14 protein-coding genes are annotated in these 16,122 nt (G+C 47.4%); 7 read left to right on the forward strand and 7 right to left on the reverse strand.

Features of this window, described 5'->3' with window-relative positions; genetic code table 11:
• The first annotated feature begins 17 nt into the window (after window positions 1–17).
• Together rodA and NDK19_RS00230 are read left to right on the forward strand one after the other, a co-directional pair.
• The gene (rodA, locus tag NDK19_RS00225; RefSeq protein WP_250629811.1) at window positions 18–1,319 is read left to right on the forward strand and encodes a rod shape-determining protein RodA; all 1,302 of its coding nucleotides are present in this window, start codon (window positions 18–20) and stop codon (window positions 1,317–1,319) included.
• A gap of 73 nt (window positions 1,320–1,392) precedes the next feature.
• Window positions 1,393–1,818, forward strand: a complete 426-nt coding sequence (locus NDK19_RS00230; RefSeq protein WP_250629812.1) for a response regulator — start codon at window positions 1,393–1,395, stop codon at window positions 1,816–1,818.
• Between the two features lie 83 nt (window positions 1,819–1,901).
• Here the strand turns inward: NDK19_RS00230 and NDK19_RS00235 are convergent, their stop codons facing one another.
• Genes NDK19_RS00235 through NDK19_RS00250 form a run of 4 tightly spaced genes read right to left on the reverse strand, consistent with a single transcriptional unit; the run spans window position 1,902 to window position 6,502 of the window.
• Window positions 1,902–2,639, reverse strand: a complete 738-nt coding sequence (locus tag NDK19_RS00235) for a tyrosine-protein phosphatase (RefSeq protein WP_250629813.1) — start codon at window positions 2,637–2,639, stop codon at window positions 1,902–1,904.
• Window positions 2,636–5,110, reverse strand: a complete 2,475-nt coding sequence (locus NDK19_RS00240) for a GumC family protein (RefSeq protein ID WP_250629814.1) — start codon at window positions 5,108–5,110, stop codon at window positions 2,636–2,638. Before NDK19_RS00240 ends, NDK19_RS00235 begins: the two co-directional genes overlap by 4 nt.
• A 10-nt stretch (window positions 5,111–5,120) precedes the next feature.
• Entirely contained in the window at window positions 5,121–6,044 is a 924-nt protein-coding gene (locus tag NDK19_RS00245) for a hypothetical protein (RefSeq protein WP_250629815.1), read from the reverse strand.
• 2 nt (window positions 6,045–6,046) lie between these two features.
• Window positions 6,047–6,502: a type I restriction enzyme HsdR N-terminal domain-containing protein gene (locus tag NDK19_RS00250; RefSeq protein WP_250629816.1), complete on the reverse strand. Its 456-nt coding sequence runs from the start codon at window positions 6,500–6,502 to the stop codon at window positions 6,047–6,049.
• Window positions 6,503–6,613: 111 nt separating this feature from the next.
• Between NDK19_RS00250 and NDK19_RS00255 the strand changes: the two genes are divergently transcribed.
• Window positions 6,614–8,005: a sigma-54-dependent transcriptional regulator gene (locus NDK19_RS00255; protein ID WP_250629817.1), complete on the forward strand. Its 1,392-nt coding sequence runs from the start codon at window positions 6,614–6,616 to the stop codon at window positions 8,003–8,005.
• A 165-nt stretch (window positions 8,006–8,170) separates the two neighbouring features.
• Here the strand turns inward: NDK19_RS00255 and tgt are convergent, their stop codons facing one another.
• Together tgt and NDK19_RS00265 are read right to left on the reverse strand one after the other, a co-directional pair.
• Window positions 8,171–9,310 (reverse strand): tRNA guanosine(34) transglycosylase Tgt, encoded by a 1,140-nt coding sequence (tgt, locus tag NDK19_RS00260; protein ID WP_250629818.1) that lies wholly within the window; start codon window positions 9,308–9,310, stop codon window positions 8,171–8,173.
• Window positions 9,311–9,554: 244 nt separating this feature from the next.
• Window positions 9,555–10,061, reverse strand: coding sequence for a hypothetical protein (locus NDK19_RS00265; protein ID WP_250629819.1), 507 nt, complete (start codon window positions 10,059–10,061; stop codon window positions 9,555–9,557).
• Window positions 10,062–10,169: 108 nt separating this feature from the next.
• Between NDK19_RS00265 and NDK19_RS00270 the strand changes: the two genes are divergently transcribed.
• From NDK19_RS00270 to acs, 3 genes are all read left to right on the forward strand, one after another.
• Complete coding sequence (locus tag NDK19_RS00270) at window positions 10,170–11,351, forward strand: M20 metallopeptidase family protein (protein ID WP_250629820.1); 1,182 nt, start codon at window positions 10,170–10,172, stop codon at window positions 11,349–11,351.
• Between the two features lie 162 nt (window positions 11,352–11,513).
• The gene (locus NDK19_RS00275; RefSeq protein ID WP_250629821.1) at window positions 11,514–11,909 is read left to right on the forward strand and encodes a hypothetical protein; all 396 of its coding nucleotides are present in this window, start codon (window positions 11,514–11,516) and stop codon (window positions 11,907–11,909) included.
• Window positions 11,910–12,000: 91 nt separating this feature from the next.
• On the forward strand, window positions 12,001–13,911 hold the full coding sequence (acs, locus tag NDK19_RS00280) for an acetate--CoA ligase (protein ID WP_250629822.1): 1,911 nt from the start codon (window positions 12,001–12,003) through the stop codon (window positions 13,909–13,911).
• A gap of 70 nt (window positions 13,912–13,981) precedes the next feature.
• Here the strand turns inward: acs and NDK19_RS00285 are convergent, their stop codons facing one another.
• Window positions 13,982–14,497, reverse strand: a complete 516-nt coding sequence (locus NDK19_RS00285; protein ID WP_250629823.1) for a hypothetical protein — start codon at window positions 14,495–14,497, stop codon at window positions 13,982–13,984.
• A 132-nt stretch (window positions 14,498–14,629) separates the two neighbouring features.
• Between NDK19_RS00285 and NDK19_RS00290 the strand changes: the two genes are divergently transcribed.
• Window positions 14,630–16,081 carry an NADP-dependent isocitrate dehydrogenase gene (locus NDK19_RS00290; RefSeq protein WP_250629824.1) on the forward strand — a complete coding sequence of 484 codons (1,452 nt, stop codon included), beginning with the start codon at window positions 14,630–14,632 and terminating at the stop codon, window positions 16,079–16,081.
• Window positions 16,082–16,122: the final 41 nt, after the last annotated feature.

Here is a 16,122-nt window from a genome sequence, read left to right on the forward strand (position 1 = left end):
CAGATATATTTTTTGGCATGGAACGTTCGGGAAGACGCATTTTAAGAGGTGTATTCAATCAGTTAGATTTACCACTGCTGATATTGTACTTGGTGCTCGTGTTTTTGGGATGGATGAATATTTATGCTGCCGTTTACGACCCGGAAACCAAACGCTCTATTTTTGATTTGACCATCAACTCCGGTAAGCAGTTCGTCTGGATATGCTGTGCCTTAATCATCGGCCTGTTTATTCTGATACTGGATGTAAAACTTTACGTCAAGTTTGCTTACGTGTGGTATGCTGTGGTAATGCTTACCTTGGTAGGTGTTTTGCTGTTCGGTCGCGAAATCGCAGGCTCAAAGTCGTGGTTTGATTTGGGTTTCATGCGTTTTCAGCCCTCAGAACTTGCCAAAATGGCAACGGTGCTGGCACTTGCCAAATTCCTCGGCGACAACAACACCAAACTGATGCACCCCGGCAATCTGATTACGGTTTTAGTACTGGTTGCCATTCCGACGGGGCTTACCTTGATGCAAGGCGACACGGGTTCTGCGCTGGTATTTGCCTCCCTGAGCATCATGCTGTACAGAGAAGGCCTGCCCGGTCAAATATTGGCATTGGGGCTGTTGGCAGGTGCTCTACTCGTCCTGACCTTATTTTTTAAAGCCTACATTCTGGAACTGATGCTTGGCATTGCCGGCTGCGGGCTTATTTACATTCTCCTGTTTAATCGCCGTAAATGGAAAGATGTCATTATCACGGTGTTATTTACCGGACTTGCCATCGGTATCGTTTTCAGCGTAGATTTCTTTGTTTACAAAGTATTAAAGCCACATCAGCAAAAGCGCATAGAAGTACTTATCAACCCCGATATAGATGCCAAAGGCATTGGCTGGCAGGTCAATCAGTCCAAAATTGCCATTGGTTCAGGCGGTTTGCTGGGCAAAGGCTTTCTGGAAGGTACACAAACCAAATTCAACTTTGTACCCGACCAAAGCACCGACTTCATTTTCTGCACCATCGGCGAAGAACGCGGCTGGTTAGGCAGTTTGTTGCTCATCTCTCTTTTTGTGGTATTGCTGAATCGCCTGCTGCTGGTTGCCGAGCGTCAAAAGTCACGTTTCAGCCGTGTGTATGCCTATGGTGCTGCCTCCATACTTTTCTTTCACTTTGCGGTAAATATCGGTATGACCATCGGTTTGTTTCCCGTAATCGGCATTCCCCTACCCTTTTTCAGCTATGGCGGCTCTTCCCTGTGGTCATTCACGCTGCTGCTTTTTGTGCTGCTCAAATTAGACATGCACCGAAAAATGCAGATTACGGGCAGTTTTTTCTAACTTGCGCTGCAATTGACTTTTACTTTTTTTTTCTTTACTTCGCTGTAAGTTTTTAACTACCTATTGAACATAGATGGCAAACACCGGAAAAAAGTTTCAATCTGTCATGCTGATTGACGACAATGATATTGATAACCTGATTAATCAGAAAATGATTGAGTCGGCCAATATCTGCGAAAATATTTACACCCACTCGGGTGCCAAAAGTGCGATAGAGTTTTTAAAAAACATGGAAAAACTCTCCAAGCTGTTGCCAAACACACAGATTTTGCCGGAACTAATTTTTCTGGATATTGACATGCCGCTTATGGATGGCTTTCAGTTTTTAGACCAATTCGATAAACTCAGCGCCGACACCAAGCGTCATTGTCAGATTGTAATGCTTACTTCGTCTATCAGCCCGCAGGATGAAAGCAGAGCCAAATCGTACAGCTATGTGAAAAGGTACATCCGCAAGCCGCTGACACTCGACGAAATCCGCAAATTGATTCAACAATAAGGCTTTACTGATAAGTTGTATAACAAAAAAGGTTTCAAATGGCTGTTACACTCACTTGAAACCTTTTTTGCGTATCTACTTGCTTACAAAGTATTGTTCAAAATCACATTCATACTAAGCGCTTTCACATAGCTTTCTGTTTCCTGCGACTTCCGGTGCGTATCGAAGTGCTTGTCGCGGTGGCAGTCGCTGCCGATAAAACTCACCATTTGACGGTCTATCAACTGCTCGGCCAATGCTTTTGCCTCGGGGCCGTAGTAGCCGACCAGTGAGCCTGAATTAACCTGCATCAACACGCCTTTGCTGTGCCATTCTTCCAATCTATGAAACTGTCCGTGTAAGTAGCCATACCGTTCAGGATGTGCCAACACAGGCTTGTAGCCGTTGGAAAGCATCAGAAAAATTGCATGCTCCATGTAAGGAGAGTAGTTAATAAACGATGTTTCAAACAGCAGGTATTGATTGCCGAAGGTGAGTAATTGTTCTTTAACTTCTAATTTTCGCACAAAAAACTCGTCCAGATAGTACTCGGCGGCTGCTTCCAGACTAATATCTATGCTCAATTGACGAATGATGTCGTTCAGTTGGTCTAACTTACGAAGGATGATTTCCGGCGTATTCCGGTAAAAATCGCTCATGATGTGTGGCGTAATGACGAGTTTTTTATAACCCAGCTTTTCAAACCCGCGGATTATCTCGATAGACTGCTCAAAAGTTTGGACACCATCATCGATACCGGGCAGCAAATGCGAGTGCATATCTACCGTCAGCGGACTGACAGTGCCGTAAGTCGTTTTTTTGGTGCGAAAGAGTGAAATCATTTTTTAAGTAAACGTTTTATTAAACTTTTTAACCAATGGGTTTCTTTGTCGGCTTCTTCGTAATAGCCCGCATTTCCCTTGTCCTTGTAGCCGTAACCGTAGCCATAGCCATAACCGTAACCATAGCCGTAGCCGTAACCATAGGCAGGTTTTTGCCCAAATGCATTGAGTACAACGGACATTTTATTGAAATTATTACTCATAATCAGTCGGTTGATATTGCTCACGTAGTTAAGACGGGAGAAATCGGCACGCACGACATATATGGGTAAATCTACATTTTTCATTACTAAAATGCCATCGGTAACAATGCCTACGGGAGGCGTATCCATTACTATGACATCATAGTGTTGTTTGAGTTCGTCTATTAGGGTGGTCATTTGTTCAGACATCAGCAGTTCTGCCGGATTGGGAGGATGCGGCCCTGCGGTGATATAGTCTAATCTGGGAATATCCGATTTGCGCACACAGTCCTGCCACTTGCTTTGACCAATCAGCACCCTACTGATTCCGTCCAAATTTTCCACGCCAAAAGCCAAATGTACTTTAGGCTTCCGCAAATCTAAGTCCAAAATGATGGCGCGGGTGTTAGAAAGTGCAATAATTCCGGCAAGGTTTACGGCAATAAAGGTTTTTCCTTCCCCGCTGACCGTAGAAGTAACCGAGATGGTTCGTTTGCCCATCCGCTGGCTCATAAAATCCAAGTTGGTGCGGAGGCCGCGCAACGATTCCGAAATGGAAGATTTGGGGTTGAGATGCACCACCAACTGTGAGTTCTCCATCCGTTTGCGCACGAAGTAAGGCACAACGCCCAACAGCGGCGCACTGGTAAGTCGCTCTACTTCCCGCACGCTGGTAATCTTATTTTGCATGAAATAGCGCAGGGCAACAAATGCAACGCATAGCGCAAGGGAGGCTACGGCCGCATACAAGTAAATACTTTTTTTGTCGGGGAAAATAGGTACTGTCGGCAGGTTGGCATAGGACAGAATCTGAAAGTTGGGTACCGTACCGGCTTCCGATACACCCATTTCTACCAATCGGTTAAGCAGCAGGTTGTAGGTTTCCGTGTAAGATGCCAGATAGCGTTGCTTTTTGCGCAGTTCCATATCGGCTTCGTTGGAATTGACCGAAATCTGCTGTTCCAACTCGCGCATGCGTTTATCCAGCTCATACATCTTGTCCGTCAGGTTGGTGCGGTTGAAGCTAATGAGCCGAAGCAAATCTTGTGTTTGCTTTTGCAGGTCTTGCTGCCTTTGCTGAACGGCAAAAGTGGTAGGTTTATAAGATTTCAGCAGCCTTTCCAAGTCATCCTGCTTGTTGTAGAGCAAGCGAATATTCTCAGCTATTTTTTCATCGGAAATGGTTGTTGCAACGGCTGCGGTAATCAGATAGCCCGAGTCGGCGGCTATGAAGTCAAGCACTTTGCGGTATGCCCGCAACTCTGCGCCAAGTTTTAGTTTTTCTTCTTGCAGTGCGCCTATCTTCTCAAATACCTCAGCCATTTTTGCTTTGATATCCACATTTTCGCGGGGTATGCCATTGGCATCCATATAGTTCTGGATGTCGCGCTCCGTGCGTTCAATATAAGCCTCGGCAGTATCTAACTGTTGCTCCAAATAAGCGATGGTCTGCTTGGTCTGTTTGTTTTTATTGTCCACACTGCGTTTCAGGTAAGCGTCGCTTATGGCGGCTACAATTGCCTGTGCTTTATAAGGGTTGGGGTCTTTAAACGTTACGTTGATAATGCGGGCTTTAATGTTCACCGCTGCCGCCGTGATATTGGACGCAATATAACTTTGCAGATAACCGATATCGTGGAGGTAGAAGTAGAAGAGGTCGCTGCCTGTATAGCCTTTGATTGCGGGCGTTATTACGCATTCAAATTGCGGCAAACGAATCGTATCGCCATAGGCATATTCGGCCGTAAACATATTCGGCGAGTTATTGTCAAACGAGAGCTTAAAACTTGTCCCGTTCTTGTATTGCCAATAAATTTTTTTCGTATTGTAAAAACTCCCGTCGTTTACCTTAAAGTAGGTAACTTTAAAGGGCGCTGTATTGAACTTTTCGTCATCAATAATTTTGCCTTCCACATAATAACTCACCCAAAGGTTGAGTTTTTCAATCACATCGGTATAAATCACATTGGAGCGGATAAACTGTGATTCGCCCTCTAAGTAGTTGGTTTGCGACTCTTCATCGCGGTAGATACCTATGGAAAGAGTGGGCGCAATGCCTTTCATTTCCAATTGCAAACTTGCTACCGACTGATAAATGGGCTTGGTATAGCGAAGGTAAATGTATGCTGCCGCTGAACAAACACCTACTATCAAGAGCAGCCAGAAGATACTCCTTCTGACAACCATCAACAGTTTTTGTAAGTCCAGCGTTGAGAGAAAATCGTTATCACTATCATCAGTGAAGAGCGTTTTTTCGCTGCTGTATTGCCCGGGCGCGTTAGAAGTCATGGCAGGTTAATTAGCGGTTGCGTAAAACGTCTATGAGTACAATCGTGTTAATAGTGGTGGCTATAATGCCAAGTACGGAGGTGAAAATATTTGTAAAACTTGTAACATCGGCGAGTGTTTCGCGTCGGACAACCCCTCTGCGCGGCTCTATGTAAATCACATCGTTGGGCTCTACTCGCAAACTGGCCGCCTGCAAACCCTCCCATGTGCTCAGGTCAATTACCTGCATAACGGGTTTGTCTAATACATGGCGTATCAATTTAATTTTGTCGTTTCGGGAGCGGCTGTCGGGGTTGCCAATCAGTGCAATTACTTCCAACAAATTCATGTTATCGTTGGGCAAGAGTACAACGCGGTTGCCCAAAGCACCCAAAACAGTTACCCTGCGGTTAATAACATTGCTGATAACGTAGCTGTCTTCAAAAAACTCACTGTAACGCTTGCTGAGCAGGCTGTCTGCCTGATACATTTTCAGGCCGGCAAGCGGCGTTGCTCCAATCATCGGCAGGTAAGCATTGTTATCTTCATTAATCAGAAAGGTACGCAGCACGGAAAAATTTACTCCGGTACTTCCTGCACCGGGTACTCCGCCAATTCCTACACCGCCCATGCCGCCTGCATTAGGGTTAGTGTTCTGATTAGTACCCATGCCGCCTACGGGCTGGTCTCCTGCCATCCGAAAGAAAAACTCGCCGTTCGGGTCAGGAATGCGCTCACCTTTGTTGGTAAATACTTCAACCGTGATTTTATCAAAAGGTTGTAATACATAATTTCTTTCTGCCGCTTTGAGGCTTGCCTGAAATTTGGCGTTACTGAAATCATCTGCCGTTTTCAACAGCACCGATTTCTGATAAACACCGCAACTGCTCAGTAGAAAGATTGCCGCAAGCAATCCCAAAGGATTCAGTATGTGCATACCTGCTATTCTGTTCATTTCTAAGTCATTTTATCCTGCATGATAGACAGCAATTGGACAGGCTGCATCATGCCGGCTGCTGTTTTTTCAAAAAATATATGTTGCAGGCCGTTGCTGATAGCAAGCGCCTGTGCCGCTACATGATGCTGATAGTGCAATACCTGTTGCAGCACGGCCTCATCAATTGCTACATGGGCGGCCTTACACTCTACAATCAGATAAGGTGTTAAAGTAGTGGCCGTATATACCACAATATCGGCACGAAAAGCCTTCACACCTTCACCAATACTTTGTTCAACTTTGATGAGCGATTTGCTGATACCCAAATCTTTGGTCAAATAATGTACCCAATGCTGCCTTACCCATTCCTCGGGAGTCAGTTTTACCCAACGTTTGCGGCAAATGTCAAAAACCAACGTTTGCCGTGAAACGCTGCGAAGTTCCAAAGATGCAGGTGGCAGATTAAGTACTTGCAAAGTGCTGTTTGTAAGGTGTAAAATTATTGGTTTTTTATAAATTTATCCCTTGAAAAGGCAACTTCTGTATATGCCGATGCGTAACACCAAGCAATTGCTACTGTATCCATCATGGAAAGAGAACTCGGAAAAGTACTTGTTATTGACGACAACGAAGATATTTTGCTGGCTACCAAACTACTGCTGAAAAAATATGCCAAACTTGTGCAAATAGAAAAAGACCCGCGCAAAATCCCGTTCCTGCTCAATCAGGACAAGTACGACGTGATTTTGCTGGATATGAACTTTACCAAAGACACTGCCACCGGCAAAGAAGGTTTTTATTGGCTGGAAGAAATTCTCACCCGCGACCCGCAGGCAGTAGTGGTGATGATTACAGCCTATGGCGACGTGGAAATGGCAGTGCGTGCGCTCAAAGCCGGCGCCACCGATTTTGTGCTCAAACCTTGGCAAAATGATAAATTGGTAGAAACACTCTACAACGCAGTAGCAACCAAAAAAGGAAGCAAAACCGCCGCAAAAGACAACAGCAGCACCTCTGCGGTGAAAAAAGACAAAGTTGCCGGAGCAGCAGTCAATCCCTTTGAGGGAATCATCGGCAAAAGCGAAGCTATGATGAACCTATTCACCATCATTCGTAAAGTTGCCATTACCGATGCTAACGTGTTGATTTTGGGTGAAAACGGCACCGGTAAAGAAGTAATTGCCCGTGCCATTCATCAGGCCTCACAACGCAATTCCCATCCTTTTGTAAGCGTGGATATGGGAGCCATTACGGAAACACTTTTTGAAAGTGAACTTTTCGGCCATAAAAAGGGCGCTTTTACCGATGCCAAAGAAGACCGCGCCGGACGCTTTGAGGCTGCCAACAAAGGAACGCTGTTTCTGGACGAAATCGGCAACCTGCCGCTTGCGATGCAGTCTAAACTGCTGACCGTTTTGCAACGCCGCGAAGTAACACGCGTAGGCAGCAATCAGGCTACCCCCATAGATATTCGCTTGGTGTGTGCTACCAACATGCCGCTGTATGAAATGGTGGAAGAAAATGAGTTCCGGCAGGATTTGTTGTACCGCATCAATACCGTAGAGCTGCACCTGCCTGCACTGCGCGAAAGACAAGAAGATATTCCGCTGTTGGCAGAACACTATGCCGAGGTTTACAGCAAACGCTACAACCTCCCTCAGAAATCATTTTCGGCTTCTGCCATGCGCAAGTTGCAGCAGTACCATTGGCCGGGCAATGTGCGCGAGTTGCAACATGCCGTTGAGCGTGCCATTATCATGAGCGATGAAGATGAGTTACAGGCCGGGGACTTCCTGTTTCTGCTGCAAAAAAGCGAAAGCGCCGAGTTGGATATTGACGACTACAATCTGGAAAATGTGGAAAAGTTGGTCATACAAAAAGCCATCAGCAAACATGCGGGCAATATATCCAAAGCAGCCAAAGCACTGGGGCTTACCCGCGCCTCACTCTATCGCCGTTTGGAAAAACACGGCCTTTAAGCAGGGGTAGCTTATCCCCTAAAATTTAGGCCGATGATAGCAGTTATAAATACATAAATCCCGACAGATTTTGCCAATCCGTCGGGATTTATTGTGCTTATTATCAACGTTTGAGCTGTTTTTATTCACATTCGCGCGGTTGGCATAGCGGAAGGATAAATCCTACTATAAACGGCGCGTTACTTTTTCCATCATTTGCTTTTTCCATTCGCCGAAGGTGCCTGCCAAAATATGCTGCCGTGCCTGCCCGACCAGCCACAGGTAAAAGCTGAGGTTTTGCAAACTTGCAATTTGCCCGCCCAGCAGTTCGCCTGCCACAATCAGGTGGCGCAAATAGGCTTTGCTGTAAAAAGTATTCACATAGCCGCCCACTTGCGGGTCAAGCGGCGAAAAATCGCTTTTCCATTTTTCGTTTTTGATATTGATTATGCCTTCGGAAGTGAACAACATGCCGTTGCGTCCGTTGCGGGTAGGCATTACGCAATCAAACATATCCACACCCAGCGCGATACACTCCAAAATATTGGCAGGCGTGCCCACGCCCATCAGGTAGCGGGGTTTATTTTTAGGTAGAATTTCGCAGACCAAGCCCGTCATTTCATACATCTGCTCTGCCGGTTCACCAACAGAAAGTCCGCCTATGGCGTTGCCTTCGCGGTCTAAGGAAGCGACTTCTTCGGCAGAGGCTTTGCGCAGGTCTTTAAAAACACTCCCCTGCAAAATGGGGAAAAGTGTTTGGTCGTAGCCGTAGCGCGGCTCGGTGCTATCAAAGCGTTTGATGCAGCGGCGCAGCCAGCGATGTGTCAGCTCCATTGATTTTTTGGCATAGCTGTACTCGCAAGGGTAAGGCGGGCACTCATCAAAAGCCATGATGATATCCGCACCAATGATGCGTTGAATATCCATCACCTTTTCGGGCGTAAACAGGTGCTTCGAGCCGTCAATGTGCGATTGAAACATGGCACCTTCTTCGTTCAACTTGCGGCGTTCGGAAAGCGAAAAAACCTGATAGCCGCCGCTGTCGGTCAAAATGGGTTTGTTCCAACCGTTGAATTTGTGCAGACCGCCTGCCTGTTCTAAAATAGAAAGCCCGGGACGCAGGTAGAGATGGTAGGTATTTCCTAAAATAATTTGCGCCTTTACGTCCTGTTCAAGTTCGCGGGTGTGAACCGCTTTCACGGTTGCCACTGTTCCTACGGGCATAAAAATAGGGGTTTGAATGGTGCCGTGGTCGGTTGTAATTTCCCCGGCACGGGCGGCGGTGGCGGTATCGGTTGCCTGTAATTGAAAAGAAAGGCGTGGCATGGGCGTTTAACAAAAATAAGGTGCAAATATCCTTTGAAATTCGGAAATCCGCACCTTTGCAAGATGCCTTTGCACGTTGCCGACAATCGCGGAGTTTGGCAATTTTTTAAATCCGAATCCCGAAATCCCAAATCCGCACTCCGAAAGGTCGGTTTGTTTTGCTTGATTATTGAGTCGGTATCGGCACAAAAAAAGGTTGCTGCTTGGGGCAACAACCTACGGTTATACGACCAATCGGTACGAATTACTTTTTGGCTTTCTGGGCTGCCAACATTTCGTTGTATGCTTTCAGTTGGTCGCCTTTCAGCACTTTTTTAATAGCTTCCTCAAAGGTTGTTTTCAAGCGCTCGGGCATGGCTTTCAGGTCTTCCTGCTTTTCCTTTAAGGTTTCACTTCTCTTGGCAAGAGCTGCTTTCTCTGCATTGATTTGCTCGGCTTCCTCATCGCTGGCAGCTACTTTTTCGTTGAGTTCGGCTGCTTTGGCTTTAATCTCTTCTGCTTCTTTGGCGATTTCTGCTTTAATCATTGGGATGCTGTCCGAGCCGATTTCATAGGCTATGCGGGCATCGGTCATCTCTTTCTTCTGGGCAGCGGTGAGTTTTTTGGCTGCATCGGTAATTTTGGAATCAATGTACTTAATCACCGGCTCAATTTTTTTCTTGGCTCGGGCTTCCGGAGTTTCGGTTTGTGCATAGCACAAGGCAAAAGCAAACAGCGAAAATAAGAGGGTGAGGCTCAGTTTTTTCTTCATAAAAAAGCTAATTTTAAAGAATGGATATGCTGCAATTTATGCGAAGGCAACGAAAATTGCACCTGCATCTTTGTTAATCTTTACAAAAATAAAACCAAAAGCTGCCGCATGTTAGCACAAATTCAATATTTAGCCCAATCTGTTGCAGAACGGGTAATCGGTCATCGCCGTCATCTCCATGCATATCCCGAACTGTCGTTCCATGAGTTTCAAACAGCAGCATATATTGCCAATGAACTGAAAAACATAGGCTTATCGCCACAGCCGATGGCAAAAACGGGTGTGGTGGCGCTGATAGAAGGCCGCAATCCCGACAAGAAAACTGTGGCACTGCGCGCAGACATTGACGCACTGCCCATTAAAGAAGCCAACGACGTGCCTTATAAATCTACGCGAGAGGGAGTAATGCACGCTTGCGGCCACGATGCCCACACAGCCTCTTTGCTCGGCGTAGCGCACATCTTGCACCAACTGCGCCATGAATTTGAAGGAACGGTCAAACTGATTTTTCAGCCCGGCGAAGAAAAAATTCCCGGTGGGGCTTCTCTGATGATTCAAGAAGGCGTGCTGCAAAACCCTGCACCTTCGCACATCATCGGGCAGCACGTGATGCCGCAACTGCCGGTGGGCAAAATCGGTTTCCGCGAAGGCATGTACATGGCAAGTACCGATGAGTTGTACATTCGCATTATCGGCAAAGGCGGCCATGCAGCCATGCCCGACCGCCTGATTGACCCTGTGTATATGGCGGCACATCTGGTGGTGAGTTTGCAGCAGGTAGTCAGCCGCATGGCACCGCCGCGCATTCCTTCGGTGCTTTCTATCGGGCGTTTCATTGCGGAAGGCGTAACCAATGTTATCCCCAATGAGGTGCTGATGCAAGGCACTTTCCGCACAATGAACGAAGAGTGGCGCGAAGAGGCGCACCAACGCATCCGCAAACTTGCCACCGAATTGGTGAGCAGCATGGGCGGCGTTTGCGAAATAGAAATTCGCAAGGGCTACCCCTACCTGACCAACGACCCCGAACTGACCGCAAGGATGCGCCAAGCCGCACAAACCTATGTGGGCGAAGAAAATGTGGTAGAGTTAGACCTTTGGATGGCAGGGGAAGATTTTGCCTACTATGCACAAGAAATCCCCGGCTGTTTTTATCGCCTCGGCACCCGCAACGAAGCACGCGGCATCGTTTCGGGCGTACATACCCCCACGTTTGATATCGACGAATCGTCGCTGGCCATCGGCTGCGGCCTAATGAGCTGGCTGGCTGTGGAAGAACTCAGGCAGTAGCACAACTTTCGGCATCATTATACGCAAACCTGACAGGTTTAAAAGACCTGTCAGGTTTTAAACACCTGTTTTTCATAGATTTACACAAAGCATTTTTGCAAACCACTTCTGCTTTCATATATCAAATTTGTAAAGCAAACTTTCAAACAAAAAGATGCGCATATGCTGGATGATATGCCCGACAAATGGAATTGTAATATTTGGTTTAAAAAAAGTTTTCAGGAAGAAGCCGAAGCGCTGTCAAAAGACTACCCGTCTTTACACGCCACACTAAAAAATTTGCAGGAGGTATTGGAAATAAGTCCCTACATGGGCGAGCCATTGGGCGATGACTTGTGCATCATTCCCTTGAAACTTCGGCATGTCGGCAGCGGCCAAGAGAACTTGTTACACGTGATTACCTATGTGTTTGAGTTGGTATTCCCACTTGGCAAAAAGGCCGACGAAGGGAGTATCTGGGTGCTAATGCTGGCTATTTACGACACCTCGACAATGCCTGAAGAAGAGTTTGAAAAACTCATAGAAAAACTTCTGAACAGCCTATCCAATATCCGATAGAAGTTCTGAATAACTTTTGCTAACTTACCACACATGCGAATAACAGCCACGCTATCTTAATTTTTTGTCTTCAAGCCTTTATTAAACGAAAATGAAACGCATTCACAACTTCGAAGAGTACCTGCATCAGTACCGCGCAAGTGTTGAGAATCCTGAGCAGTTTTGGGCAGAGGTAGCCCAAAGTTTCCACTGGCGCAAACCTTGGGACAAAGTTTTGGACTGGAGTTTTGAGGATTATTATGCCCAATGGTTCATCGGCGGCAAGCTCAATATCTGTGAAAATGCCTTAGACCGCCATTTGCCCGAGCGCGCTCATCAGACCGCCATTATTTGGGAGGCCAATGCCCCCGCACAACCCGCTGTAATGCTTTCTTATCAGGAACTGTACGAACAGGTTTGCCGCTTTGCCAACGTGCTGAAAGCCAATGGTGTACAAAAAGGCGACCGCGTGTGTATCTACATGCCGATGATTCCCGAGGTAGCCGTTGCCATGTTGGCTTGTGCGCGAATCGGGGCGGTGCACTCGGTCGTATTTGCGGGCTTCTCGGCGCAGTCGTTGGCAGACCGCATTTTGGATGCGGACTGCAAAGTGGTTATTACTTCCGATGTGGGCGAGCGCGGTGCCAAACAAATCGGTATCAAAGAAATTGTGGATGAAGCACTGACCCAATGCCCGAATGTACGGCGCTGTATTGTTTTTAAAAAGGGCACGCAATCGGTTGCCATGACCGCAGGTCGCGACGTTTGGTGGCAGGATGAAATCGCAAAAGCAGATGCGCACTGCCCCGCCGAGGAGATGGATGCGGAAGACATGCTGTTTATTCTCTACACATCGGGCAGCACGGGTAAGCCCAAAGGCGTGGTGCATACTTGCGGCGGTTATATGGTCTATACGGCTTACACGTTTCAAAATGTGTTTCAATACCGCGAGGGCGAGGTTTACTGGTGTACGGCTGATGTGGGCTGGATTACGGGACACTCCTACATCATTTACGGGCCGCTGCTTTCCGGCGCTACCACGCTCATGTTCGAGGGTATCCCAACCTACCCAGATGCCGGGCGATTCTGGCAGGTTTGCGAAAAACACGAGGTCAATATTTTCTACACCGCCCCAACGGCTATTCGTTCGCTGATGAGTTTCGGCGAAGCCATCCCGAGTCAATACAACTTGGCCTCGTTGCGAGTTATCGGTTCGGTGGGTGAGCCTATCAACGAGGAAGCATGGCATTGGTATCATGAATACGTAGGCAAAGGCCGCTGCCCGATTGTGGATACGTGGTGGCAAACCGAAACAGGCGGCATGATGATTTCGCCGCTGGCAGGCATTACCGTACAAAAACCGACTTATGCTACGCTGCCGCTGCCGGGCGTTCAGCCGATTTTGGTGGATGACAAAGGCAATGAAATACAAGGCAACCCTGCGGAAGGCAACCTCTGCATTCGCTTCCCATGGCCGAGTATGCTGCGCACCACCTTCGGCGACCACGAACGCTGCAAACAGACGTATTTCAGCACCTACAAAGGATTGTATTTTACAGGCGATGGCTGCCGCCGCGATGAGGACGGCTACTACCGCATCACAGGCCGCGTAGATGATGTTATCAACGTTTCGGGACACCGCATAGGCACGGCGGAAGTAGAAAATGCCATCAACGAGCATCCGTTTGTGGTAGAAAGCGCCGTAGTAGGCTATCCGCACGACATCAAAGGTCAGGGTATTTATGCCTTCGTCATTTGCTCCGATACGCCGCCTGATATGGAGCTTTTCCGCATGGCGGTACATCGCGAAGTTACGCGCGTCATTGGCCCCATAGCCAAACCCGATGTAATTCAGGTGGTGGACGGGCTGCCCAAAACCCGTTCCGGCAAAATTATGCGCCGCATCTTGCGAAAAATAGCCGAAGGCGACACCTCCAATTTGGGTGATACTTCTACGCTGTTAGACCCCGGTGTGGTGGACAGAATCAAGGCAGGAGCCGCTGCACTGCGAGAAAAGGTATAACAGCCTTGCCGAGGCAAAAATTAAAATCCCGAGAGGTTTTCAAAGCCCCCTCGGGATTTTTTTACGATAACTATGGCTGAGGGGTAAAATCCTGATTGGGCAGACCTGCACCTTGCGGTACTTTAATGCGGATGATGGATTTTCCTGCTGCTTGGTGGCACTGATTGCAGGAAGTGGTCAGTTTCTCAAAAGCTGCACTGAAAGCAACAGCATCTTTTTGCTCAACTGCTTTTTCCACGTTTTCAACTTGCGGCAATGCCATTGCCTTTATCAGTTCGGCTATTTTGATACCCTCATGTTCGGGGTGCAGTTTTTCTACATCTTCCAACGCTTCTTCCAATTCATGGGTGTAGTAAGAGGCAAGTTCCCAGTTTTTGGCAGCTCCTGCAAAATAGAGTTTGGCATGGTAAGTTTGTACTTGTACCATAGCCCAACCTAAGTGCGGAATATACTGTGTTTTCTCTAAGGCAGCCTGTTTGGTTTTCAGGTCGGTGAGTTCGTTACGCAGCGCTGCGGATTCGTTAGAGGCAGGCTGACAGGCAGCCAGTGTTGTTACGGCTAAGAGAATGAGAATGAGTTGTTTCATGATATACGGACGCGTAATACAGACACAATGACAGGACGCAAAATTATTGCATCAATACTCAAAATTACGGTAAGTTTCAAATAGCTTTGCACCCAGTTGATTTTTCCATAAATAAAACCAAACTGCATAGATATGTCAACGCAAAAAACCCCCATTACGGTAGCCTACGGTGATGGTATCGGGCCGGAAATCATGCGAGCAACGCTGGATATTATTCTGGCTGCCGGCGCTCAGATTGAAATTGAGGAAATTGAAATCGGTGAAAAAGTTTATATGCGCGGTGTTACTGCCGGTATCGAAGACTCTGCGTGGGATTCTCTCCGCCGTACCAAGGTGTTCCTCAAAGCCCCTATCACAACTCCTCAGGGTGGCGGCTTCAAGAGTATGAACGTTACTACGCGCAAAACACTCGGTCTGTATGCCAACGTGCGTCCTTGCGTAAGCTACCATCCGTATGTAAAAACCAAGCATCCGGTAATGGACGTGGTTATCATCCGCGAAAACGAGGAAGACTTGTATGCAGGTATCGAACACCGCCAAACCGACCAAGTATATCAGTGTCTGAAAATTATCACTCGTCCGGGTACTGAGAAAATCGTTCGCTATGCATTCGAGTATGCACGCGCCAACAACCGCAAGAAAGTTACCTGCTTCACCAAAGACAACATTATGAAACTGACCGACGGTCTGTTCCATCAGGTGTTTGACGAAATCGGTGCAGAGTATCCTGAAATTGAAAAAGAACACTGGATTGTGGACATCGGTGCAGCCAAACTGGCCGATACTCCTGAGGCTTTTGACGTAATTGTGATGCCTAACCTCTACGGCGACATCTTGTCTGACGTAGCGGCTCAAATCACGGGTTCGGTAGGTCTGGCAGGTTCTGCCAACATCGGCGACCAGTGCGCAATGTTTGAGGCCATTCACGGCTCTGCACCTCGCCGCGCCGGACAAAACTTGGCCAACCCTTCCGGTCTGTTGCTGGGTGCAGTGCTGATGTTGAACCACATCGGCCAGAACGACGTGGCAACCAAAGTACACAACGCATGGTTGAAGACTATTGAAGACGGTATCCATACGTACGATATCTACAAAGAAGACGTAAGCAAAGAAAAAGTCGGCACCAAAGAATTTGCACAAGCCGTTATCGCGCGTCTGGGTCAAAAACCTTCTTCACTGAAAGCTGTGGATTATGGCGACCCTCGTCCGGTAGAGTTGAAGCCTTTCGTATTCCGTCCGCATACACCTGCCAAGAAAGAAACCGTAGGCGTGGACGTATTCATCAACTTTGAGGGCTCTCCTAATGCCATTGGCGATAAGTTGAGAACTTGCGATACAGACCGCCTGAAATTGGTAGTTATCAGCAACCGCGGCGTGAAAGTATATCCCGACGGTCTGCCTGAAACCTTCTGCACCGACCACTGGCGCTGCCGCTTTGAAAGCCCTGACCACAGCCCGATTTCACACAACGACATTATTGACCTGTTGGTGAGAGTAAAAGATGCCGGTTTTGACTTCATCAAAACTGAGAACCTCTGCTACTTTGACGGCCAAAAAGGCTACTCTTTGGCACAGGGTCAATAATCGGCTTTGTAAGTGCTTGATAAAAAGTGTAATTCCGACAG

Source organism: Rhodoflexus caldus, from assembly GCF_021206925.1.
Classification (GTDB): Bacteria; Bacteroidota; Bacteroidia; order Cytophagales; family Thermoflexibacteraceae; genus Rhodoflexus; species Rhodoflexus caldus.

What these genes read in the sequence shown, in the direction of transcription:
- rodA (WP_250629811.1), top strand. Translation starts at nt 18, where the DNA reads ATGGAACGTTCGGGAAGACGCATTTTAAGAGGTGTATTCAATCAGTTA.
- NDK19_RS00230 (WP_250629812.1), top strand. Translation starts at nt 1,393, where the DNA reads ATGGCAAACACCGGAAAAAAGTTTCAATCTGTCATGCTGATTGACGAC.
- NDK19_RS00235 (WP_250629813.1), bottom strand. Translation starts at nt 2,639, where the DNA reads ATGATTTCACTCTTTCGCACCAAAAAAACGACTTACGGCACTGTCAGT.
- NDK19_RS00240 (WP_250629814.1), bottom strand. Translation starts at nt 5,110, where the DNA reads ATGACTTCTAACGCGCCCGGGCAATACAGCAGCGAAAAAACGCTCTTC.
- NDK19_RS00245 (WP_250629815.1), bottom strand. Translation starts at nt 6,044, where the DNA reads ATGAACAGAATAGCAGGTATGCACATACTGAATCCTTTGGGATTGCTT.
- NDK19_RS00255 (WP_250629817.1), top strand. Translation starts at nt 6,614, where the DNA reads ATGGAAAGAGAACTCGGAAAAGTACTTGTTATTGACGACAACGAAGAT.
- tgt (WP_250629818.1), bottom strand. Translation starts at nt 9,310, where the DNA reads ATGCCACGCCTTTCTTTTCAATTACAGGCAACCGATACCGCCACCGCC.
- NDK19_RS00265 (WP_250629819.1), bottom strand. Translation starts at nt 10,061, where the DNA reads ATGAAGAAAAAACTGAGCCTCACCCTCTTATTTTCGCTGTTTGCTTTT.
- NDK19_RS00270 (WP_250629820.1), top strand. Translation starts at nt 10,170, where the DNA reads ATGTTAGCACAAATTCAATATTTAGCCCAATCTGTTGCAGAACGGGTA.
- NDK19_RS00275 (WP_250629821.1), top strand. Translation starts at nt 11,514, where the DNA reads ATGCTGGATGATATGCCCGACAAATGGAATTGTAATATTTGGTTTAAA.
- acs (WP_250629822.1), top strand. Translation starts at nt 12,001, where the DNA reads ATGAAACGCATTCACAACTTCGAAGAGTACCTGCATCAGTACCGCGCA.
- NDK19_RS00285 (WP_250629823.1), bottom strand. Translation starts at nt 14,497, where the DNA reads ATGAAACAACTCATTCTCATTCTCTTAGCCGTAACAACACTGGCTGCC.
- NDK19_RS00290 (WP_250629824.1), top strand. Translation starts at nt 14,630, where the DNA reads ATGTCAACGCAAAAAACCCCCATTACGGTAGCCTACGGTGATGGTATC.